At 61.7% G+C, this 21,797-nt stretch carries 22 protein-coding genes; 8 read left to right on the top strand and 14 right to left on the bottom strand.

Annotated features, from left to right (window positions below):
• Positions 1-422: 422 nt before the first annotated feature.
• From dprA to I7X09_RS01900, 3 genes are read right to left on the bottom strand one after another with little or no spacing between them, the layout of a single operon-like run.
• Positions 423-1,550 carry a DNA-processing protein DprA gene (gene dprA, locus I7X09_RS01890; protein WP_200315307.1) on the bottom strand — a complete coding sequence of 376 codons (1,128 nt, stop codon included), beginning with the start codon at positions 1,548-1,550 and terminating at the stop codon, positions 423-425.
• Positions 1,547-3,055 (bottom strand): YifB family Mg chelatase-like AAA ATPase, encoded by a 1,509-nt coding sequence (locus I7X09_RS01895; protein WP_200315309.1) that lies wholly within the window; start codon positions 3,053-3,055, stop codon positions 1,547-1,549. The genes dprA and I7X09_RS01895 overlap by 4 nt, the downstream gene beginning before the upstream one ends.
• Positions 3,055-3,411 (bottom strand): YraN family protein, encoded by a 357-nt coding sequence (locus I7X09_RS01900; protein ID WP_200317623.1) that lies wholly within the window; start codon positions 3,409-3,411, stop codon positions 3,055-3,057. Before I7X09_RS01900 ends, I7X09_RS01895 begins: the two co-directional genes overlap by 1 nt.
• Positions 3,412-3,673: 262 nt before the next feature.
• Here I7X09_RS01900 and I7X09_RS01905 point away from each other — a divergent pair, with 262 nt between their 5' ends.
• Complete coding sequence (locus tag I7X09_RS01905; RefSeq protein WP_003942731.1) at positions 3,674-4,408, top strand: hypothetical protein; 735 nt, start codon at positions 3,674-3,676, stop codon at positions 4,406-4,408.
• A 115-nt stretch (positions 4,409-4,523) separates the two neighbouring features.
• Here the strand turns inward: I7X09_RS01905 and I7X09_RS01910 are convergent, their stop codons facing one another.
• The gene (locus I7X09_RS01910) at positions 4,524-5,222 is read right to left on the bottom strand and encodes a helix-turn-helix transcriptional regulator (protein WP_234036776.1); all 699 of its coding nucleotides are present in this window, start codon (positions 5,220-5,222) and stop codon (positions 4,524-4,526) included.
• Between the two features lie 252 nt (positions 5,223-5,474).
• On the opposite strand from I7X09_RS01910, the gene I7X09_RS01915 reads away from it, so the two are divergent.
• The 3 genes from I7X09_RS01915 to I7X09_RS01925 all read left to right on the top strand — a co-directional run bounded on the left by I7X09_RS01915 (position 5,475) and on the right by I7X09_RS01925 (position 8,064).
• A complete protein-coding gene (locus tag I7X09_RS01915) occupies positions 5,475-6,482 on the top strand; it encodes an iron-siderophore ABC transporter substrate-binding protein (RefSeq protein WP_234036777.1) in 1,008 nt (335 codons plus the stop codon).
• 82 nt (positions 6,483-6,564) lie between these two features.
• Positions 6,565-6,783, top strand: a complete 219-nt coding sequence (locus tag I7X09_RS01920) for a hypothetical protein (protein ID WP_124566304.1) — start codon at positions 6,565-6,567, stop codon at positions 6,781-6,783.
• Positions 6,784-6,882: 99 nt separating this feature from the next.
• Positions 6,883-8,064: an RtcB family protein gene (locus I7X09_RS01925; protein ID WP_200315315.1), complete on the top strand. Its 1,182-nt coding sequence runs from the start codon at positions 6,883-6,885 to the stop codon at positions 8,062-8,064.
• Between the two features lie 84 nt (positions 8,065-8,148).
• On the opposite strand, the gene I7X09_RS01930 is transcribed toward I7X09_RS01925, so the two are convergent.
• The 6 genes from I7X09_RS01930 to I7X09_RS01955 form a co-directional block, all read right to left on the bottom strand.
• On the bottom strand, positions 8,149-8,454 hold the full coding sequence (locus tag I7X09_RS01930; protein ID WP_003942715.1) for a DUF2469 domain-containing protein: 306 nt from the start codon (positions 8,452-8,454) through the stop codon (positions 8,149-8,151).
• A 37-nt stretch (positions 8,455-8,491) separates the two neighbouring features.
• The gene (locus I7X09_RS01935) at positions 8,492-9,172 is read right to left on the bottom strand and encodes a ribonuclease HII (RefSeq protein ID WP_200315317.1); all 681 of its coding nucleotides are present in this window, start codon (positions 9,170-9,172) and stop codon (positions 8,492-8,494) included.
• A gap of 50 nt (positions 9,173-9,222) precedes the next feature.
• Positions 9,223-10,026 carry a signal peptidase I gene (lepB, locus tag I7X09_RS01940; protein ID WP_200315319.1) on the bottom strand — a complete coding sequence of 268 codons (804 nt, stop codon included), beginning with the start codon at positions 10,024-10,026 and terminating at the stop codon, positions 9,223-9,225.
• A gap of 55 nt (positions 10,027-10,081) precedes the next feature.
• Entirely contained in the window at positions 10,082-10,423 is a 342-nt protein-coding gene (rplS, locus tag I7X09_RS01945; RefSeq protein WP_003942791.1) for a 50S ribosomal protein L19, read from the bottom strand.
• Positions 10,424-10,512: 89 nt separating this feature from the next.
• A complete protein-coding gene (locus I7X09_RS01950; RefSeq protein ID WP_003942742.1) occupies positions 10,513-11,400 on the bottom strand; it encodes a hypothetical protein in 888 nt (295 codons plus the stop codon).
• A gap of 104 nt (positions 11,401-11,504) precedes the next feature.
• Entirely contained in the window at positions 11,505-13,844 is a 2,340-nt protein-coding gene (locus tag I7X09_RS01955; RefSeq protein WP_200315321.1) for a Tex family protein, read from the bottom strand.
• Between the two features lie 75 nt (positions 13,845-13,919).
• Here I7X09_RS01955 and I7X09_RS01960 point away from each other — a divergent pair, with 75 nt between their 5' ends.
• The gene (locus I7X09_RS01960) at positions 13,920-14,906 is read left to right on the top strand and encodes a serine hydrolase (protein ID WP_166809669.1); all 987 of its coding nucleotides are present in this window, start codon (positions 13,920-13,922) and stop codon (positions 14,904-14,906) included.
• A 26-nt stretch (positions 14,907-14,932) separates the two neighbouring features.
• On the opposite strand, the gene rffA is transcribed toward I7X09_RS01960, so the two are convergent.
• Both rffA and I7X09_RS01970 read right to left on the bottom strand, forming a co-directional pair.
• A complete protein-coding gene (gene rffA / locus I7X09_RS01965; protein ID WP_200315323.1) occupies positions 14,933-16,075 on the bottom strand; it encodes a dTDP-4-amino-4,6-dideoxygalactose transaminase in 1,143 nt (380 codons plus the stop codon).
• On the bottom strand, positions 16,065-17,051 hold the full coding sequence (locus I7X09_RS01970; protein WP_124566309.1) for a glycosyltransferase: 987 nt from the start codon (positions 17,049-17,051) through the stop codon (positions 16,065-16,067). Before I7X09_RS01970 ends, rffA begins: the two co-directional genes overlap by 11 nt.
• Before the next feature lie 172 nt (positions 17,052-17,223).
• Between I7X09_RS01970 and I7X09_RS01975 the strand changes: the two genes are divergently transcribed.
• Together I7X09_RS01975 and I7X09_RS01980 are read left to right on the top strand one after the other, a co-directional pair.
• A complete protein-coding gene (locus I7X09_RS01975) occupies positions 17,224-19,422 on the top strand; it encodes a hypothetical protein (protein ID WP_200315325.1) in 2,199 nt (732 codons plus the stop codon).
• A complete protein-coding gene (locus tag I7X09_RS01980; protein ID WP_095969238.1) occupies positions 19,419-19,865 on the top strand; it encodes a GtrA family protein in 447 nt (148 codons plus the stop codon). The genes I7X09_RS01975 and I7X09_RS01980 overlap by 4 nt, the downstream gene beginning before the upstream one ends.
• A 4-nt stretch (positions 19,866-19,869) precedes the next feature.
• On the opposite strand, the gene I7X09_RS01985 is transcribed toward I7X09_RS01980, so the two are convergent.
• A complete protein-coding gene (locus tag I7X09_RS01985; RefSeq protein ID WP_095969237.1) occupies positions 19,870-20,448 on the bottom strand; it encodes a TetR/AcrR family transcriptional regulator in 579 nt (192 codons plus the stop codon).
• A gap of 69 nt (positions 20,449-20,517) precedes the next feature.
• Here I7X09_RS01985 and I7X09_RS01990 point away from each other — a divergent pair, with 69 nt between their 5' ends.
• Positions 20,518-21,093, top strand: coding sequence for a dihydrofolate reductase family protein (locus I7X09_RS01990; RefSeq protein ID WP_200315327.1), 576 nt, complete (start codon positions 20,518-20,520; stop codon positions 21,091-21,093).
• On the opposite strand, the gene trmD is transcribed toward I7X09_RS01990, so the two are convergent.
• Positions 21,090-21,794: a tRNA (guanosine(37)-N1)-methyltransferase TrmD gene (gene trmD, locus I7X09_RS01995; protein ID WP_095969235.1), complete on the bottom strand. Its 705-nt coding sequence runs from the start codon at positions 21,792-21,794 to the stop codon at positions 21,090-21,092. The genes I7X09_RS01990 and trmD overlap by 4 nt on opposite strands.
• Positions 21,795-21,797: the final 3 nt, after the last annotated feature.

Raw genomic sequence — 21,797 nt, forward strand, 5'->3', positions numbered from 1 at the left:
ACAATACACAGATAGAGCGTTGATGAACAAAAGAAGTTCGTAAGTCTCCGTGATTTCCGAACAGACTCAATGGTCCGAATTAGCAGCAGGTTAGCGGCATTGCCTCGAACGAACATGGTCCCGAAATTTTGTACATTCACACTTCGGGTACCGGGTGTCGATCAATACCCGCCGTCATCGTGATCCAGACTAATCGGACTTCTATGCACATAGACCTGAGGCTTCCCTGAGACTTGTCGAACCTGCAGGTCGGGTCGGCAAAGCGGGGTCGAGAATTACATTGCACAGAGTCGAGCAAATTCACGAAATATAGCCCTGACGTGCAATTACCGATGCACTGACGGTATTGAAGATTCGCTGCCTTCGGAAACGATTAGTGAGCATCGCCACGCATGGTCGGACAGCGCAGAGAGGTTCACGAACTACCGCGTCCGAAACCAACCACTCGAATCAGAACTTGCAAATCCCTCGAGTTCGAGCAGAGGAAGAGTTGCACGAACCTGAGCTATGAGCAAGCCCGATTCCTCGGACAACTCACGGGTACTACGAGACCCTGTTCCCGGCAGAGCTTCGTATACCAACCGAGAATTGCCGCGCAATGAGTCGATGTCACGCGTCGCCGCAGCATCCTCCGCGGAATCCCCGACACCAAATGGACCTGACGCTTCGACTACATCCACGGCATTGGAAACGAGTTGCGCTTCACGTTCGCGAATCATCCGGTGACATCCGGTCGACGATGCCGATGTCACCGGTCCCGGCACCGCCATTACCGGGCGGCCCAATTTCCGAGCCCAATTGGCGGTATTGCGAGCCCCACTGCGCCAACCCGCCTCGACAACCACGACTCCGTCCGACAACGCAGCTACCAGTCGATTCCGTGCCAGAAATCGGAACTTTGCGGGTGTCGTGCCGGGTGGATATTCACTTATCACCGCACCCGAATTCGCTATCTGTTTGAGTAGTCGCGCATGCCCGGACGGATACGCTCGATCCACCCCACAGGCCAAGACGGCCAGAGTGGTTCCGCCTACGCCCAACGCAGCGCGGTGCGCGGCCCCGTCGATACCGAAGGCCGCCCCGGAAATCACGGTCCATCCGTCGACGGCGAGGTCACCGGCAATCTCTGCCGTCACGTGTTCGCCGTACGCAGTAGATGCCCGCGTACCGACAATCCCAACCGATCTCTCGGTCAGATCAACCAGATCCCCGGACCCCAACACCCACAACACAAATGGCGCCGTCTCACCCCCGGAGGCATCGAGTCCGTCGAAGGAAAGCATTCGCCACGCCGGCCAATCGGCGCAGTTCGGTGTTACGAGTCTGCCACCCATCGCCTCCATCAGGTCGAGGTCTCGTTGGGCTGTGTCGATGTGAGCGCGGGCTCGCGTCTTCTCCTCGATTGCGGGTGGCAGATCGCCGTTGCGGACCGCCCTCGCAGTTTCTTCGACCCCGAGCTCGTCGATCAACATGGACATATACGCGCTTGGGCCCTGCACGACGCGGGACAGATATGCCCAAGCGAGTAGTCGCGGATCGTGTGCAGTCATTGGAATCCCCTGTCTCGGAAGTCGAGTGCGGTGACAACTTGGTCGGGTCCGGGCATCGCCTCACCTGCCAGATCGGCGACACTCCAGGCAACCCGCAACGCTCGGTCAGCCCCACGAGCGGTTATCACCCCTTTACGCAGCGCCCGTTCCACCGGCGCCAACGCCGCACGCGAGAGTCTGAACTTCTGCCTCAACGCAGGCCCTGGCACTTCCGCGTTGGTCCGCCACCCGTACTCGCTCCACCGCTGGGCTGCAGTGTCTCGAGCTGCCGCCACGCGCGCACGAACATCGCCGGTGCTTTCCCCCACTTCGTCGATCAGCGCTCCGGTTGCAACGGCTTGCATCCGGACCCTGATGTCGACTCGGTCCAAGAGCGGGCCGGACAATTTCCCCAGGTATCGGCGACGCGCCGCGGGTGCACAGACACAATCCGCGTCTCTCGGCGGCGCGCACGGGCAGGGATTGGCGGCCAGGATCAGCTGGAACCGCGCCGGGTACCGCGCAACTCCGTCCCGCCGGGCGATTCGCACCTCCCCGTCTTCGAGCGGCGTGCGTAGCGCTTCGAGCACTTTCACCCCGATCTCGGCACATTCGTCGAGGAACAGCACGCCGCGATGGGCCCGGCTGACCGCACCAGGACGAGCCATCCCACTACCACCACCCACCAGTGAGCTGACCGACGAACTGTGATGCGGCGCAATGAAAGGCGGCATGTCGATCAACGGCCGATCCTCCGGCAACACCCCCGCCACCGAATGAATCGCCGTCACCTCCAACGACTCCCCCTCCGTCAACGGCGGAAGAATCCCCGGAAGCCTCTGCGCCAACATCGTTTTCCCGATCCCCGGCGGACCCGTCAACATCAAATGATGCGCACCCGCCGCCGCAACCTCGATCGCCCACCGCGCATCCGTCTGCCCGACAACCTCACTCAAATCCCGCACCACCACCGAATCCGCACGCTCGAAAACATCAGGAACAGCCAACGCCAACTCCCCACGCAACCACCCGATCACCGCAGACAAATCGTCGGCACCCAGCACCTCGATCCCCTTCACCAGGCCCGCCTCAGCCAACGCCCGAGTTGGAACCACCACAGTCCCCCACCCCGCCCGCTTCGCCGCAAGCACCGCAGGCAACACACCACGCACCGTCCGCAAACGACCGTCGAGTGCCAACTCCCCCAAAAAGACAGTCTCCCGCAACAACTTCCGCGGCAACTTCTTCGCCGCATCGAGAACCGACAACGACAAAGCCAAATCGTAAACACTGCCCACCTTCGGCAACGTCGCCGGCGACAACGCCAAAATCACCTTGCTGTCCGGCCACTCCTCACCGGAATTGGTCACCGCCGCCCGAATCCGATCACGCGACTCGTGCAACGCCGTATCAGGCAGCCCCACCAAATGCACCGCTGGCAACCCGCGCCCGATATCCGCCTCGATCTCCACAATCTGGCCGTCCACGCCACTGACCGCAACAGAATGCGCCCGCCCCAACGCCATCAGAACGCATCCACAAAATGCTCGACCGAAAACTCGCCGCCGCGGCCGATCAGCACCGCCACCACATCGAAACGCACCCTCGACCACGACCGACCCGAATCCGTGAGCCACTGCATCGCCAACACCCGAATCCGACGCTGCTTCGCGAACGTCACCGACTCCGCCGGACTCCCGTACCCGACACCAGAGCGAGTCTTCACCTCCACGAACACAATCCGATCACCGGATGTCGCAATCACATCCAACTCGCCGTACCGACAACGCCAATTACGCTCGACAATCTCCAAACCCGCATCGATCAGGAACTCGACAGCCACATCCTCGCCCCGAGCACCCAACGCCATATTCCTCGCCATCACAGCCCCCACCACTCACACCCCGCGCCCGCCCATACGAAACGCGTCCCACCCACCACCCTCAACCCACCACCACAAAACCAAGCCACCCACAACCGACCTGTGGACAACTCAGAACCTGTGCAATTCGGCAGCGTGATACATCAACGACGGCGCACAATCCGACAATTTTCTGAAATTCCCCACAAATTGGACGAAAGTCCAGTAGAACTAGTTACAGTTTTGCTCAAACCGTCACGCACCCCGCTGAATGGAGTTCTACATGGCCCGCCGCTCACTTCGCCACGCAGTAGCAACCACCACATCCCTCGTTCTCATCGCCGCCGGCGTCACTGTTGGACTTGGCGCCTCGGTGGCGCAAGCAGCACCGGCCTGCGCGCTCAACCAGTCGGTCACCGACAGTTGGGCCGGTTCCCTCGGGACGCCGTACACCGTCAGCAAGGAGGTTGTCGGCGACGGCAAGGTCGCAGCGGGTCAGACGGTCACCTACATCACCAAGGTTTCCGGTTCCGGAGCCCTCGTCAATCAGATCCGCGATTTCCACCCGGCAGGATTCCAGCTCGTCAAGGCTCGCCTGAACGTCAAATGGCTTATCGGCGACCAGAAGTGGGACGACGTCACCAAGACCGTCGTCGTCGGCAATAACTCCGTGGTGGCAAAGGGCGGCGGATGGACCACTGCGGGCGGCGGCGTCATCGCTTTGGAAACCACCTACAAAGTTCCCGATAACGCAGTTGTAGGCACGCAGCTCGACAGCGGCGCCGGCACCAACATTGTGCTGGCGGCGGGCGACTGGAACATCAATCCGATGGGCGTCTGCGTCACCATCCGGCAGCCGAACCCCGTCGAGGCGGGCGCCGGAAGCCTCGAGGACATGGGCTTCGGCTCACTCAACTCCGGATCAGGCCAGGTATTCGGCTCCCTCACCGACCCGCAGGGGTCGATGACCAATGTCATCAGCGGTGTCCTGGGCAATGTGCTCGGCAACATGAGCTGACTCAGTTCAGATTGGTAAATCGGCCGAGCTACCAGCAGATGCTGGTAGCTCGGCCCATTTCTACCTTGCCGAACAAAGCTTTGCCGTCAACCGAGTTCAAGAAATCATCAGCAAATCACCGTATCAGCCTTCCGCCGTACCGGGCCGGCGTCGTACCGAAGGTTTCCCGAAATGCGGCGATGAACCCACTGCTGGTGCGGTAACCAACCTGCGGGGCAACGTCATTGACACCCTCACCCCGCGCGAGCATCTCGAGTGATGCATACATGCGTGCTCGAGTTCTCCACTGCCCGAACGTAATCCCCGTATCGGCAACAAAGGCTCGCATCAAGGTCTTGGAACTGACCCCGAGTTCGCCCGCCCACTCCCCCAGCGTCCGTGAGTCCGCCGGATCAGCGAGGATCCGGGCTGAAACCGAACTCGCCGCAGCGTTGCGAGGAACCGCGAGGACGTCGTGCCGTTCGGGTGCTGAAGCAAGAATGTCGTAGAGCAACTCCTGACTCATCAACCGCCGAGCATCGTCGATGGTCCGGTCGGCGAGGTGCCGCAACAATTGAGCGGACAGTGCGTCGACTTCGAGAACACGTGGCTGAGTCCACCGCGGCCCGGCAGGGCGTAGATCCGGACGCGCATAGGCCGCGATCATGCATCCCTCCGTCAGAAGAGTCATGTCATGGAGGACGGTGCCCGGCAGCCAGACCAAGTGTTCGCTGTGCAGGTGCCACACATTGCCCCCGGCAGCGATCTGCATCGTGCCTTCACTCATCCAGGCGATCTGATGCTCCGGGTGTCGATGAGCTCCGTACGCGGTCACGCCGTCGACGATGTTGGCGTAAACCTGAAAATCTTTGAATGTCCGTCCGCGACTATCGGGGAGCGCTAGCAAGGAGTTTGGGCGAGTCGAGTACTCGAGAGTGGACATTTTCCGTCTTCCTGGGCGTATCCGAGTCCATCCGGAAGGATGGACCGACAATTCTGCAAAGGTTAGCCTCACTTTATTGCTGACGCGACCAGTTCAGCACTTTCCTGCGGAACTCAGATCACTCGCCCACCACTTCGAAGGAGCATGTACGTGCCCTCACGTAGCACCCGAATCCTCGCCGCCCTACTCACGACGGCCGCGATCATCGGGTTCTCGACCGCCTGCGGAACCTCGCAAGGCGTCGACACCACATCAGCGACCCAGAGCAACGACGCATTCCCCGTGACGATCGAGCACGCCCTGGGTTCGACGACAATCGACGCCGAACCACAGCGCGTCGTCACACTCGGCTACACCGATCACGAACCACTGCTTGCCTTGGGAGTCGAACCCGTCGGCATGGCCGAATGGTGGGGGTCCGGCATGGATGAAAGCTGGCCGTGGACGAAGGACTACTGGAAGGGGAAAACTCCGACGTACATCAACAGCGGCGGAGACTTCAACTTCGAGCAAATCGCCTCCCTCGCACCAGATCTGATCCTCGCGCTGTACGCCGACATCGACACGGAAACCTACAAGAAGCTGACCTCGATTGCGCCGACCGTCGCGCAGAGCAAGGACTACGACGCATACACAACGCCGTGGACCGACATGACGGTCACCGCCGGGCGCGCCCTCGGCAAAGAACCACAAGCTCGACAATTGATCACGGATACCGAAAACGCGTTTGCCACCGCTCGCGCTGCGCACCCGGAATTCGCCGGGCAAACCGCGACGATCGTCAACCTCGACACTCCCGAGGGATACGTGTTCTCGTCGCACGACCCACGCGGAATCTTCCTCTCGTCACTCGGATTCACCCTCCCGCCGACGGTCGACACATTTGTCGGCGACCAGTTCGGCGACTGGCTCCCGAACGAGCGCTACGACATCCTCGAGCCCGTCGACCGCTTGATCGTGATGGCCGATCCGGAGGGCGAGAAGGCTCTCGCCGGCAACACTCTTTACCAGCGGTTACCCGCTGTGAAAAACGGAAATGCGATAGTCGTGCGATACACCGCAGATCCACCCGTCGGCGCTGCAATGTCCGGCAACACCGTCCTCAGCATCCCCTATGCCATCGACCAGCTGACAGCTACCTTGTCGAAGTAGACAGCAGGACCAGGTATCGAAAATATGTTCGAAGAGTGTTAGCCTCAATCCCAGGAAGCACCCACGAACATCGAGGACCGCCATGGACGAGGTACCGGACACCGCGTTAGATCTGGCTCGACTGGTCGACGAGTTGACGGTTCTCGACCAGCGACGCGTCGACATCGGCGAGAGCTTGGTTCACCTCGAGTACCTCTACTCCCGAATGGGCGCTCGGCAACAGGCAGATGCTGCCCGAAAAGCCTTTCAGGAGAAGTATGTCGGGCGAATCTACGAACTCGCAGACGGCCTGCGCACCTGAAAAGGGGTTGCACACAACCACGGACGAAGCGCATGGTCAATCCTGCACGACACACGTCGGACCGATCGGTTTGGCTGTGAACTATGTGGGAGAAATCTGATGGAGAAGATCACCAAGAGGCTGTGGAACTGGGCATCGATACTCGACGAGAACACTCGTGAGCAAGCGCTGCGCACGTCCCAGATGCCTTTTGTCCGTCCACATCTGGCATTGATGCCGGATGCGCACCTCGGTGCGGGTGCGACGGTGGGTTCGGTCATTCCGACGGAAGGCGCAATCATGCCCGCCGCCGTAGGAGTCGATATCGGCTGCGGAATGATCGCGGTCAAAACCCAGTTCAGCGCATGCGACCTTCAAGGCCGCGACCTGAGCATTCTTCGCCACAGCATCGAACGCTCCGTCCCGCTCTCGGCAGGTGTCTACAACACGACGCTGAGCGACACGGCGCACATCCGCATCGCAGAACTCGAGGCGATGGCGGGCGATCGTCTGGCCTTCTACGACAAGTTCAAGAACAACTGGAGGTTTCAGCTCGGAACGCTGGGTTCTGGCAACCACTTCATCGAGGTGACGCTCGACGAGAGCGACGGCGTCTGGCTGTTCCTGCACTCGGGAAGCCGCGGTATCGGAAACAAGCTCGCACAGCATCACATCAAGATCGCCAAGGACTTGTGCGAGCGGTGGTACATCGACCTTCCCGATCCGGATCTTGCCTACCTGGTCGAGAGGACACCCGAATTCGACTCGTACATCACCGATCTCAACTGGGCTCAGCATTTCGCCCTGCTCAACCGAGAAGAGATGATGGACCGCGTCGTGAAGGACTTCGCGCATTTCATGGGTGACGGCAAACCCGCGATCATCGACGAGCTCGAGCGGATCAACTGCCACCACAACTTCACCCAGAAGGAGTTCCACATGGGTCGCGGAGTGTGGTTGAGCCGTAAGGGTGCGATCAAGGCAGACGAGGGCACGCCCGGGCTCATCCCCGGTTCGATGGGAACCGCGAGTTACGTCGTCGTCGGCAAGGGAAACGTGCCCTCGTTCAAGTCCAGCCCCCACGGCGCGGGTCGGGTGTACGGACGTAACCAGGCACGCAAGACCTTCACCATCGAAGATCTCGACAAGGCGATGGTCGGCATCGAATACAAGCGCTCCGCGGCGTTCCTCGACGAGATCCCGGGTGCGTACAAGGACATCGACGTCGTGATGGACGACGCGAAGGACTTGGTCGAGATTCGACACACCCTGCGTCAGATCGTGAACGTCAAGGGCAACTGATCCGGCACAAAGCAGCGAAATACGAAGTGCCCCGCCGATATCGGCGGGGCACTTCGTCGTCGAGATCTGTGCAGCACGCACAGGTCAGTCAGGAAGGCGCAGATCCGGCTTGTCCAACTCTTCGATGTTGACGTCCTTGAACGTCACGACGCGCACGTACTTCACGAATCGCGCCGGGCGGTACATGTCCCACACCCAGGCGTCGGACATCCGCAGCTCGAAGTAGATTTCCCCGTCGGAATTGTGGGGCAGCAACTCGACCGTGTTGGCCAGGTAGAAACGTCGTTCGGTCTCCACGACGTAGGAGAACTGTCCGACGATGTCCCGGTATTCACGGTAGAGCGACAGCTCCATCTCGGTTTCGTACTTCTCGAGATCCTCGGCACTCATCGGTTTAGCCAGTCCTCCCAGTTCGTCTGAACTTCCATCATCCCGTACGGCCTGCACGTTGTTCCAACCGGACTCCCGCAGCCACCACGTTGGCATAGGTCATGCGGTGTTCGGGGCACGGCCCCAGGTCTTCGAGAGCGTCCATGTGCAGGGGCGTGCTGTATCCCTTGTGAATCGCGAAGCTGTATCCGGGATGAGTGTTGTCCATCTCGGTCATCACACGATCTCGGGTCACCTTCGCGAGAACGCTCGCCGCGGCGATACATGCAGCGGCGCCGTCACCGCCGATGACCGGCAGCGAGGGAGCCGTCAAACCCGGAACCCGGAACCCGTCGGTGAGGACGTAGCCCGGTTCGAGGTCGAGGCCCGCAACTGCTCGTCGCATCCCCTCGATGTTGGCGACGTGGATACCGATCTGATCGACTTCCGCAGCGGGTACCGAAATAACACTCCACGCCAACGCCAAACGCTTGATGGCCGGGAAGAGCTCCTCGCGCGCGCGTTCGGTCAACTTCTTCGAATCGTCGAGCCGCGCCAGTGCCGCTTGCGGTTTCGGCGCCAGGACACACGCGGCAATGACGAGTGGACCAGCGCACGCTCCGCGCCCGGCTTCGTCGACGCCGGCGACCGGACCGAGTCCGGTTCGCGCCAACGCAGACTCCATCGTCCGCAGACCTGCCGATCTGCGAATGACAACGCGAGGGGGCCAACTACTCACTGTCTCTGCCTACTCGGAACTACGCGAATCCATGTGTGCGGTCCGACAACTCAGTTGCCCTGAATATCAGGCGCATCGATGCCGCCCATTCGCGACGGGGGAAGGACGATGAATCGAGCTTGACCGATGATGTTGTCGATCGGGACTGTTCCCTGGAACTCGTCATCCACGTGGTAGCGCGAGTCGGCGGAATTGCTGCGGTTGTCGCCCATGACCCACACGTGGCCCTCGGGAACGGTGATCGGTCCGAAGCATCGGCCCGACTTCACTTCGGTGTCACACGTTTGTGTTCCCGGAGTGAACGGGAAATCCATCTTGATGTACGGCTCGTTCAGCGGTTTGCCGTCGACCAGGACTCGGCCCTGGTCATCACAGCATTCGACGGTCTGGCCACCTGTTGCGATCACTCGCTTGACCAAGTCGTTCTCGTCCGGCGGAACGAGGCCGACCCACGAACCGACTTCTTGAATGCCGCGGACTACAACGTTGTCGGACCGATTGGACACATATTTCGTGTTCCACGAATCGGGTCCCTTGAAGACGACGACGTCACCGGGTTCCGGATCGCCGAAGCGGTATCCGATCTTCTCCACCACGATGCGGTCACCGGTACATCCTGCACAGCCGTGCAGTGTCGGTTCCATCGATTCGGATGGGATGAGAAAAACTCTGAAGACAAATGCCTGAAGGACGATGCTGAGTACCAGCGCTACGCCGATCAGAACAGGGAGTTCTCGCAGGAACGATCGCTGTTTCTTCTGCGGCCGATGTGAGGTCGGTTCCGCGGAACCGCTTGATCCCTCGTGATTCTCGGGTCCGGACGACAATGCCTGCTCCTTCGAAGAATCTGCCACAGAAACCAGATTAGCCCGACACCGCGCGTACGCGGTGCCGGGCTCATCGGAAAGATCAGCGCTTTTCCTTGATCTTCGCCTTCTTGCCACGAAGCTCACGGAGGTAGTACAGCTTGGCGCGACGGACGTCACCGCGGGTCAGAACCTCGATGGAGGCCAGCGTGGGGCTGTGAACCGGGAAGGTGCGCTCGACGCCGACGCCGAAGGAGACCTTACGGACGGTGAAGGTCTCGCGAACGCCGCCGCCCTGGCGACGAATAACGACGCCCTTGAAGACCTGCACGCGCTCCTTTGAGCCTTCGATAACCTTGACGTTCACGTTGAGCGTGTCGCCGGGACGGAACTCGGGGATGTCGTCGCGGAGCGACTTTTTGTCCAGGAAGTCCAGGGTGTTCATATGTCATCCTTGTATTTCGCAGGAGCAGAGGAACCGAGCGGCACGCGTTTCGGTCTCCCGAAACGGCGCTCGTCTGGTTCGTGCCCAGATCAAGTGCTGCTGCCTGGTCCAGGCAACCCGTCCATTGTGCCAGACGCGGACACCAGCGGGGAAATCGGCGGCGGCGGAGCCGCGTGGATGGTGTGGTCCAGTTCCTGCTCGGCCGCGGTCATCGCATGCTCGACGCTCGGTGATCCGGCAATCAGATCCTGGACGTAGATCTTGGCCCGGATGACGGGCCGACGCCACTTCCGCTCACGCTCGAGCGCGCGGTTCATCCGTTTCGGCTTGCGCGTGTACCGCCAGCGAGCCCACGGTGCACCCGGCCGGCTCAAGCGAACCGCTCCGATTACCAGCAGCGGAAAGACGAACAGACCGACGAGCCCCGTCCAGATCTTCCCCTTGAGAATCACGATTGCCGCCAAGGCGAAGTTGATCAACGCGACGAAAACGAAGACCAATTTGATCCACGGATCTCGTTCTTCACGGAATCCGGCGACGTCGAGCAGTTCGAGGGGGCGGAAACCCAGCAGCACCAGACCGGTCACGGCGATCGCGACGAAGACCGCATCCACCGAGGTCCGACCTTGTTCGGACCAGTACACATCCTTCAGGTAGAAGATCAGTGCGAACTCGTCGAGCACCAACGCCGCACCCATACCGAAGATCGCCGCCAGGACGGCACCGGTGGTCTGCGAACCATCGACGTAGACCGCGATCAACGCACCACCGGAGATCATCATGGCGATCACACCGAACACGACGTGATGCACATGCTGACCTCCGGGCGCGATGTTGCCCGGCCACCATTTCACTTGCGCGCGAATCATCCGAACGCTGAGGCGGATGAAAAGGAACGCGGACAGGAACCCGAGCAGGAAGAACAGCAACGGCAATCGGCCATGGGCGATGATCTCGCGCTCGAGCCACTCTCGCATCGCTGTCCTCCCTTCACCGAATTCATGATCCGACCCTGATCGGATTCATACCGCCAACCGACTCGATTGTGACGATACGGACTTCGAAAACCCGGCGGACGGATTTACTTGCCGAAGCCCGCCTTGCGCAGAGCGTCGGCCATCGACCCGGCAGCAGGCGCGCGGTTGTCCGGTCGCTGCTCGCGTCCACCCTGGCGTCCGCCATTTCCTCGTTGCTGACCCTGCCCCTGACGCTGACCCTGCGGCTGGCCCTGACGCTGAGGTTGCCCACCACGCGGGCCTTCGGACTTGCGGGGCGCACCCACCTCGTCGTCGAGACGAAGCGTCAGCCCGATGCGTTGGCGTGCCTCGTCCACTTCGAGAACCTTCACCTTGACGACGTCACCGGATTTGACGACCTCGCGTGGGTCCTTGACGAAGTTGTGTGACATCGCGGAGACGTGAACCAGACCGTCCTGATGAACTCCGATGTCGACGAAGGCGCCGAAGGCTGCGACGTTGGTGACCACGCCTTCGAGAGTCATACCTGGCTTGAGATGCGCCACCTTCTCGATGCCTGCGGCAAAGGTCGCGGTCTTGAATTCGGGTCGTGGATCTCGTCCCGGCTTCTCCAACTCGGAGATGATGTCGGTGACGGTTGGCAGACCGAATCGCTCGTCGACGTAGTCGGACGCCTTGACCGATCGAAGTGCCTGCGAGTTTCCGATCACGGTGCGCACGTCCCCGCCCGCACTCGCAACGATCTTGCGAACCACCGGATATGCCTCCGGGTGGACGCTCGACGCGTCGAGCGGGTCGTCACCGTCGGTGATCCGCAGGAAGCCTGCGCACTGCTCGAAAGCCTTGGGTCCCAGGCGGGAGACGTCCTTGAGTCCCTTGCGGGATTTGAACGGACCGTTCTGGTCCCGATGCGCAACGATGCTCTCCGCGAGAGAACCCGCGATTCCGGACACCCGAGCGAGCAGCGGCACGGACGCCGTGTTGACGTCGACGCCGACCGAGTTGACGGCATCCTCGACGACGGCGTCGAGGGAACGTGAGAGCAGCGATTCGGTGATGTCGTGCTGGTACTGACCGACACCGATGGACTTGGGGTCGATCTTGACCAACTCCGCCAACGGATCCTGCAGGCGACGCGCAATGGACACCGCACCGCGAATCGAGACGTCGAGGTCGGGAAGTTCCTGCGACGCGTAGGCCGAAGCCGAGTACACCGATGCGCCTGCCTCGGAGACGACGATCTTGGTCAGGTTGGGCGCGCCGGTCTTCTTGATCAGTTCGGTAGCGAGCGTGTCGGTCTCACGTGAGGCCGTGCCGTTGCCGATGGCGATCAGTTCGACGCCGTGCTTGGCTACCAGCCCGGCAAGCGTCGCAAGAGCCGCGTCCCACTTGTTCTGCGGCTGGTGCGGGTAAATCGTCTCGTAGGCAACAACTTTGCCGGTTCCGTCGACGACGGCAACCTTCGTTCCGGTGCGGAATCCGGGGTCGAGTCCCATGGTGGGTCGGGCGCCGGCGGGAGCTGCGAGGAGTAGATCCTTGAGGTTGGTGGCGAAAACGTCGACGGCGTCCTTTTCGGCCGACTGCCGCAGACGCATCCGAGTGTCGATACCGAGCGTGACGGCGAACTTCGTCTTCCAGGCCCACTTGACAGTGTCGAGAAGCCACCCGTCGGCGGCCCGCCCACGGTCGGCGATCTCGAACCGCGACGCGATGCGGCCTTCGTAGACCGTGCGCTCCCCCGCCGCGAGTTCTTCGGTGTCGGCCGCCATGTTGAGCGACAGCACTTCTTCCTTCTCGCCGCGCAGGACGGCGAGGATGCGGTGCGAGGGCAATTTGGAGAACGGTTCCGAGAACTCGAAGTAGTCAGCAAACTTCGAGCCATCGGTTTCCTTGCCCTTGCGGACCGAGGAGACGACCTGGCCGCGATTCCACATCAGCTCGCGCAATTCACCGACCAGATCGGCGTCCTCGGCGAAGCGCTCCACGAGGATCGACCGGGCGCCGTCGAGTTGTTCGTCCGAATACTGCGCGGGATCGGTGGTGGGATCTCCGATGAGAGCATCCGCGACGGGCTCGTGGCCGGCTTCGCGGGCGATCTGCGCCTTGGTGCGCCGCTTCGGCTTGAAGGGGAGGTAGATGTCCTCCAGCCGCGCTTTCGTCTCGGCCAGCATGATCTGACCGCGCAGTTGGTCGTCGAGTTTGCCCTGAGAGTCGATCTCCGTGAGCACGGCGTCACGACGGTCGTCGAGCTCGCGGAGATACCGCAGCCGCTCGTCCAGGAGTCGCAGCTGGGCGTCGTCGAGCGTGCCGGTGACTTCCTTGCGGTACCGGGCGATGAAGGGCACCGTGGCTCCGCCGTCGAGAAGGTCGACTGCTGCTGCAACCTGGCCTTCGCGGACGTCGAGTTCCTCGGCAATGCGCTGGTTCACGGTCTTGAGAATCACGAGATCCGACCCTACCGCTATCCTGAGACAAGAAGATCGGCAACAGTGCCGTGTCAGGGCTACCGGGGGAAACAGATGAGTACGCGGTACGTCCGGATTGCCGCAATGGTGGCCGCAGTTACTTTTGCGGCTTCGTGCAGCGGCGGACAGAACCCGGATGATCCGATGCAGACCCCCGCCTTTCCCGACACCAACGTTCCGGTTGCAGAGACCCTCGACGGCCGCCTGGCGCAAGCTCAGGTAGCGGCGCTCGGGCGTGGTGCGGACGTCTCCATCGCGATCCTCGACCGCTCCTCGGACAAATACCTCGATGTCGCCGGTGACCAGCAGATCGAAACCGCCTCGGTGGCAAAACTTTTCATCGCCGAGGATCTACTCCATCAGGACGCTCGCGGCGAGCGGCCCATCACGGACGACGATCGCACCCTCATGGCGGCGATGCTCGAATCCTCCGACGACACCGCAGCCAACCTCCTCTGGGACGAGGTCGGCGGCCAAGAGGTGATCAGCCGCGTCGCCGAGCGTTACGCACTGACCGCGACGACGCCGCCGTGGGACGGTATGTGGTGGAACACCGAAACCACGACACGTGACCTGGTCACCTTCTACAGCGGGATCCTCGACGACTCCGACCAACTCGGACCTGAACGGGTCGAGCAGTTCGTCGAGTACCTGCGGCAATCCACTCCCGAAGGAACCGACGGCTACGACCAGAGGTTCGGCCTACCCGAGGCCCTGTTCGGCGAGCCGGTCATCGGAGTCAAACAAGGCTGGATGTGCTGTGTCGAGGACAAGTGGATCCATCTGTCCACCGGCATCGTCGGCGACGACAACCGATACATCATCGCGATCGGTTCACGAGAAGACGTCCAGTACACCGACGAGGACAGCTTCTATCCCGACACCTCGTTCACCGATGCCGTCGACGACGAGAGCGCACTGCACGCTCGCGACACGGTCACCGGCGTCACACAGATCCTCTTCCCGAGCGGAAGCATCGACGACTGGGCGGCGGCATCCACGACCGCGGACTCGGTGATGCCCGAAGCGTCCGGGCCCTGATTCGATCCACGCGGTCGTGTTCGTCCTCAAGCCTGCTTGTATTCGAGGACCGAACCGATCACCCGTTCCTGTTGTTCGGACGTGAGCATGGGCCACAGCGGCAGGCGAAGGATCGACGCGGAGAATTCGGCGCTACGCACACACGGCTCCGGTGTTCGTCCGTAGCGCACACCGGCCGCACTCGTATCGAGCGGGACGTAGTGAAACGGCGCCACGATTCCATCAGCGGCAAGATGCCGGATCAACCCGTCGCGACACTCTTCGGTCGGCATCTTGAGATAGAACAGGTGCGCGGTGTGCTCGCGATCATCGGGGACCGACATGGGAACGACCCCGTTCTCGGACGCCCACTCGCCTAGACTCACGCTGTAGGTATCCCAGACGCGATGCCTGGCCGCTTGAATCGCGTCGAACTCCGAGAGTTGTGCGTCGAGGACAGCGGCATTGAGTTCACTGGGCAGATAACTCGACCCGATGTCCTGCCACGAATACTTGTCGACCTGGCCGCGTAGGAAACGCACACGGTCGGTCCCCTTCTCACGGATGATTTCGGCGCGGGTCATCAGCTGATCGTCGGAGAGCAACAGCGCGCCGCCCTCGCCGCAATGAACGTTCTTGGTGTCGTGAAAACTCTGCGTACCGATAGTTCCGATGGTGCCGAGCGCCCGCCCACGCCACTTTCCGCCGAGGCCATGGGCGTTGTCTTCGATCAACGCAACGCCGTGGAGTTTTGCGAGGTCGAGGAGAGGTTCCATGTCGGCGGCGACTCCGCCGTAATGCATGACCAGTACAGCTTTGGTGCGCTCCGTGATCGCCGCTGCGACGCAGTCGGGATCGATATTGCCGGTACTCGGATCGATGTCGACGAACACAACAGCGGCACCGCGCAACGCGACGGCAGTCGCCGCCGAACTGAACGCGAAGCTCGGAACGATCACCTCGTCGCCAGGTCCCAATTCGAGGAGCAGCGCACCCAATTCGAGTGCATGAGTGCACGAAGTCGTCAGCAGAGCATGCGTGGATCCGGTGATCGCCTTGAGCGCAGCGGTCGCGGACTTGGTGAAGCGTCCGTCACCGTGAATGTGATCGGACTCCAGAACCGTTGCCAGATTCGACAATTCGTTCGATGCCCGATAGGGGCGGGAGAAGATGATGCGATCAGTGCTCACGACTATGCCGATCGATCGAGGTTCCGGGCCGCGGTGAATCGACAGTCAGATACAGCGGCTTTCCGACAAGGACGTGCAGTGCAACACCGAGGTATTCGGCGATGAGACCGAGCGAAAACAGGATCGCACCCGAACAGACCAGCAGCGCCATGATGATCGACGCCCATCCTTCCGGGTCGTTGTTGTCACCGGTCATGGCTTGGATGAAGATCACCGCGGCCATGATCACACCGGCCGACGCCAGAGTGACTCCGAGCAGACTCACCAACCGCAGACCGCGGGTTCCGCTACACAACACCATCTTCCAGAACAACGAGAACAAACGCCGATAGTTGTACCCGGATTCCTCGCGGCCTTCGGCTCGAAGAGTCACCGGCGCCGTGGCCGTGTTGCCGACCACCCACGTCAGCGCGACGTCCAGGTACACGCCATTGGCGGCGACGCCGGCCAACTGTCGGCCGATGTCACCTCGGATCAGGCGGTAACTTTCGAATCTCGTCGAATCAGGGAACGCGAATACCGTCGCCAAGACGATCTTTGCGCCGCGCGATGTCAGGTTCCGCAAGAATCCATGCGGGCGAGTGTTCGTGGGTTTGGAATACACGAGATCGGATCGCTCCGTCAGCGCCGTGTCGAGGAAAGCCCCGATATGCACCGGGTCGTGCTGGCCGTCCTCGTCCATCGTCACGATCCACTGTCCACGGGCAGCGGCCATACCGGCGATAGTCGCCGCGTCCTGGCCGTAGTTGCGACTGAGCCACACGACGCGCACCTGATCGAAACGACGCTCCAATTCGAGTAACACGACGTCGGAGCGGTCCGGTCCGTTGTCGTGGACCAGAACGATCTCGTCGACGGTGAACTGCGCACCACCGGGCGTCGAACTCGGCGCGCACAGGCCGTCCAACTCCTCGACGAGCGCCGTGATCGTCTTTTCGCCCTGATAAACGGGCACTACGACGGAAATCGAGTGCACTCGCTTCCACTCCCTTCAGGGGGCTCGACTGGCGCCGAGAGACAGGCACGATCGGGCCCACACCGTCGCGAACTTTAACACGCAGAGGTGTCCGGACTTCGGATGCCGACGGCGCGTGACGCGCTCGCGTCTCCGTGCGCCCCACCTGCCCTGTTAAGGTCTGGAACTCGTGGTGGAAACTCGCACTCTCGCCCGGGCAGACGTGTACAAGTGGGGCGCCGTCACGGCGGTCGGTGTCATCGCCGGCTACCTGGCCGTGGTGCTCGCGAACGCTCGTCACTTCTACACCGACGACACCGAGTCCCAGTACGCGCCGCTGTGGGTCATGCTCGGCCGTAGCCTGCGAGAAGGACACCTGCCGGTACTCGTCCCCGAGAACTGGATGGCGGGTAACTACGCGATCGAGGAAGCGGGCCTTCTCAATCCGCCGCAACTTCTGATCGACCTGATCGCACCGTCCTTCGACAACCTCGCGCTGTACGCGACGATCGTCAAGTTGATCTTCGCGATAATCCTTGCGCTGGGCGTCTATCGGATCTGCCTGGAGTACGGCTCGAAGCCCACGTGGGCTGCGGTCGCCGGAGTCTCGATTCCGTTCACCGGGTTCCTCCTGTTCTTCGACTCCGCCAGTTGGATGACAGCCTTCACCGGCACCGCATGGATGGTTCAGGCATGGGCGTCGGCAATCCGCTACGCCCGCGGCAAGAGCGGTCCGATCCCGACCTTCGTGTTCTTGTATCTCGCGATGTCGGTCCAATATGTTTTCCCCGCAGTCGAATCCGGCTTGATGATCGGCGCGGTCGCAATCGGCGAAGTTGTCTATCAACGGCGTTGGTTGCCGTCGCTGCGGCTTCTGGCGGTATCTGCCTGTGCCGCCCTCGCCGGTCTCGCGACGTATCTACCGAGCCTGCTCACCGCCGACGTCACCTGGCGCGGCGCATCCGAAGTCAAGAACGACGCTTTCCTCGCCGTTCCCTGGTCGGAATCGCTGAACGCGAGCCTGCCGAGCACCATGCCTGCATTCTCCTCGTGGTGGGGATACATCCAGACCATGCCCATGGTCTACATCGCCTGGTTCCTCATACCCGCCCTGGCGTTCATAGACTGGGGCAAGGCACGCGGCGCGGCACGCGAATTGACCGCCGTCGGGATCTTCACGGTCGCCGTCCTCATGTGGACGGCCGGGCCGAGCACGATCGGCCCACTTCGGTGGCCCGCGCGCGTTCTTCCGATGGTGGCCATCGGACTCCTGCTTCTGGTGTGCATCCTGCTCGGGCGTTACGCCACGACCGACAAGTTGCGCGGGCGCGCCGTTGCAGCGGGAATCCTCGTCGGCCTGCTTCTGATCAGGTCCGCCTCGGCAGCCCCCGGGCTCGCGAAATGGCACGTGATCTCAGCCCTGGTCGTTGTCGCACTGGGCGCCGCGATGGTCTGGCTGGGCCGTACGAAGGGCACCGCGCTCGCATGTCTGTTGGCAATCGCCGCGGTCTCCCCCATCACTTACGCCCAGGTTCGAGCCGCGCAACCGACCCCGATGAGCTGGAACCTGCCCGAATCCCGCTCGGAGATGAAAGAGGCCTTCCCCGACTTCGACGGCACGACACTGCAACTGGGCGACCGTGCGCTCATCGCTCCCGGGGACAAGACCCTCGACGGAGCGTACGGTTCCCTGGCCTTCGGCAACTACCCCAAAGACCTCGAACTGACCTACACCAGCGGCTACACCCCCAACGGGCACTTCTACTTCGGTGATCTGCTCTGCATGCGCTGGGACATGAGCGTCTGCCCCGACGCCTTCCGACGTGCATTCACCGTCGAACCCACCACTGGCCGCACCATCGTCGACCTGATGAACGTGGACCGCGTCGTACTTCAGAACGCCCTCTACCCCGATTCACGCAACAACCCGGCTCCCGACGGATGGACATGGGTCGACTACCCCGGCCACGAGAACTACATCTCGGTGCTCGAACGCGTCGACGGCCCCGTCTCGACACGCAACGGACGCATCGCCGACGCCCAAGACGTCGAGGCTGTTTCGACCGGGGAATCGAACATGTCGAGCACCCTTCGTGTCAGTTCGGAGACCGGCGGCAGGGTTGTGTTCGCACGGCTCGGCTGGCCCGGATATCGGGCGAGCCTGGGCGGTCAGTCTGTCCCGATCGACGTCGTCGCGAAGTCCTTTGTCACCGTGGACATTCCCGCCGGGACGAAGGACGCAGAGCTTGTCCTGACGTGGCGCCCGCCGGGTTGGAAGGTCGGCGGCGCTTCGATGGTCGCCGGAATCCTCGGCCTCGGCGTGCTCGAGTGGATGTATCTGCGGACCCGGCGCAAGGACCGGATCGAGATCGTGAAAACCGAGTCTTCATGACCGAAGACATCGCATCACCCGAGAACCCCGGTCCACTGCTGCGGGTGGTCAAGCATCAGCCCATCGCGTTTGCCATTGTCGGAGTGGCCAATACGGCGATCGGATACGTGCTCTTCGTGATCTGGTCACTGATCCTCGACAACAAGGATCTGTATCAAGTGGCTGTGATCGGCGCGTACTCCATCAGCGTGCTCATCGCTTTCGTTCTGCATCGGACTCTGGTTTTCCGCGTCCGCGGACATGTCGCACGCGACCTGGGTGCGTTCATCGTCGTCAATTCCGGTGGCCTGGTGCTGAATCTGATACTCGGAACAATCGCGGTGTCGATTCTGCATGCCCCTCCGCTTCCCGCCCAAGCGGTTGTCATGTTGATCGTCGCCGGTGTGAGCTTCTTCGGTCATCGATACTTCTCGTTCCGCCGCAAACCTGCCGAACGGCACTGACCTCCTACGATTCGCGGGGTAACGCTCGATCCACCGCCGCCTCGACGATCGTACGAATATCTTCCTCCCCGAACAGGTTCGGCAATGTGAGTCGATCCAGTACAAGCCAGTTCAGCGACAAATAGAGCAGGCGAACGGTCATCGCATCGCCGGGCACCCCGGATGCCAGGTGATTGGCGACATTGAGGTCGAAGTCTTCTCGGATGCGGACGGTCAAGACCGCTCGCAGGTCCGGTCGACGCGTCGCCTCCAGCCGCAACTCCATGAGCGCGAGGAAACCCGTTCCGAACGAGGTGACCCGCTCGACCACGTCGAGCATGAGCGTCACCAGGCGCTCACGATCGGTGCCGTTGACGGGATCGATCATCCCTGCGAGGTCGTCCGGAATCAGTCGCTCGTAGATCCGGCCACCCGCTTGGGTGAGCAGGTCGTCGCGATTGGAAAAGTAGTTCGACGCTGTCCCGTTCGGCACGGCCGCCTGGGTGTCGACGGCCCGAAAAGTCAAGCCTCGAGCACCCTCTCGGGCCAACACCTCGATTGCCGCGTCGATCAGGGCAAGCCGACGTTCCGGGTTCTTTCGCACTTGACATCACTCCTGACACGACCCTAAGTTGAACCACTACAAACATAGTACTACGAACGGAGCGTCAAGATGCGAAAGCTTGTGTACTACGTGGGAGCTTCTCTCGACGGCTACATCGCGGGACCAGACGGCGAATTCGATTTCTTTCCGGTATCCGAACAGATCACGGCCTGGATACGCGATCGATATCCCGAGACCGTGCCAACGCATGTGCGGCCCGCTCTCGGAATCGAGGACGCGCCCAACAGAACCTTCGATACGGTCATCATGGGCCGCGGCTCTTACGAACCCGGGCTGACCGCCGGCGTGAGAAGCCCCTTCGCACACCTGCGCCAGTTCGTCGTCTCCACAACCGTCCCTGACGCCGAGGATCACGCGGTCACAATCGTCCGCACCGACCCACTGGCAGCAATCAAATCCCTCAAAGGAGAAGAGGGACAGCATATCTGGCTGTGCGGAGGCGGAACTCTCGCCGGCGAACTACTACCGGAGATCGACGAGTTGATCATCAAGAGGTATCCGGTTGTCGCCGGCGCAAGCATACCGATGATCAGAGGTGACTACGCGCCGACACTGTTCACACCGACTGCAACCGAATCGCTCGACGACGGCGCAAGCATCACCTGGTTGAAGCGAAATACCTAAGGAAGAAGATCCGGTCGACGCTCGGCCGTGCGCTGCAGCGACTGCTCATGGCGCCAAGCCTTGATCTTCGCGTGATCACCGGAAAGCAGAACCGGCGGAACTTCGAGGTCGCGCCACACAGCCGGGCGAGTGTAACTAGGCCCTTCGAGAAGACCGTCGGAGAACGAATCCTCTTGGTGTGACAGCTGATTGCCGAGAACGCCGGGCATCAGTCGCACAACAGCCTCGACCATCACCAGCACGGCTGCTTCACCGCCGATCAGGACGTAATCGCCGATGCTGACTTCTTCGACCCTGACCCGCTTGGCGGCGTCGTCGAAAACCCGTTGATCGATACCTTCGTATCGGCCACAGGCGAAGACAAGGTGCTTGGCGGTGGACCAGCGGTGCGCGGTCTCCTGGGTGAACGGAACGCCGGCGGGAGTGGGCACCACCAGAATAGTCTCGGCATCATCCGGGCCGGAAGAATCGGAGCGCCCGATCACGTCGTCCAGTGCCGGACCCCAGACGGTGGGTTTCATGACCATGCCGGGTCCGCCGCCGTACGGAGAATCGTCGACGGCTTTGTGTACGTCATGGGTCCACGACCGAAGATCGTGGACGTCGACCGAGATCAAGCCACGTTCGATTGCCTTGCCCAGCAAGGCAGCACGAAGCGGTTCGAGATACTCGGGAAAAATGGTGACGACGTCGAGACGCATGAC

The organism is Rhodococcus sp. P-2 (assembly GCF_016598535.1).
Lineage (GTDB): Bacteria > Actinomycetota > Actinomycetes > Mycobacteriales > Mycobacteriaceae > Rhodococcus_F > Rhodococcus_F baikonurensis.

Coding starts and splice junctions, on each gene's coding strand:
- I7X09_RS01930 (WP_003942715.1), bottom strand. CDS start 8,454: ATGAGTGCCGAGGATCTCGAGAAGTACGAAACCGAGATGGAGCTGTCG.
- trmD (WP_095969235.1), bottom strand. CDS start 21,794: ATGCGTCTCGACGTCGTCACCATTTTTCCCGAGTATCTCGAACCGCTT.
- I7X09_RS01905 (WP_003942731.1), top strand. CDS start 3,674: ATGGCCCGCCGCTCACTTCGCCACGCAGTAGCAACCACCACATCCCTC.
- I7X09_RS01960 (WP_166809669.1), top strand. CDS start 13,920: ATGAGTACGCGGTACGTCCGGATTGCCGCAATGGTGGCCGCAGTTACT.
- I7X09_RS01980 (WP_095969238.1), top strand. CDS start 19,419: ATGACCGAAGACATCGCATCACCCGAGAACCCCGGTCCACTGCTGCGG.
- I7X09_RS01895 (WP_200315309.1), bottom strand. CDS start 3,055: ATGGCGTTGGGGCGGGCGCATTCTGTTGCGGTCAGTGGCGTGGACGGC.
- I7X09_RS01950 (WP_003942742.1), bottom strand. CDS start 11,400: ATGCGAGAGTGGCTCGAGCGCGAGATCATCGCCCATGGCCGATTGCCG.
- I7X09_RS01915 (WP_234036777.1), top strand. CDS start 5,475: ATGTACGTGCCCTCACGTAGCACCCGAATCCTCGCCGCCCTACTCACG.
- dprA (WP_200315307.1), bottom strand. CDS start 1,550: ATGACTGCACACGATCCGCGACTACTCGCTTGGGCATATCTGTCCCGC.
- I7X09_RS01925 (WP_200315315.1), top strand. CDS start 6,883: ATGGAGAAGATCACCAAGAGGCTGTGGAACTGGGCATCGATACTCGAC.
- I7X09_RS01990 (WP_200315327.1), top strand. CDS start 20,518: ATGCGAAAGCTTGTGTACTACGTGGGAGCTTCTCTCGACGGCTACATC.
- I7X09_RS01920 (WP_124566304.1), top strand. CDS start 6,565: ATGGACGAGGTACCGGACACCGCGTTAGATCTGGCTCGACTGGTCGAC.
- I7X09_RS01900 (WP_200317623.1), bottom strand. CDS start 3,411: ATGGCGAGGAATATGGCGTTGGGTGCTCGGGGCGAGGATGTGGCTGTC.
- rplS (WP_003942791.1), bottom strand. CDS start 10,423: ATGAACACCCTGGACTTCCTGGACAAAAAGTCGCTCCGCGACGACATC.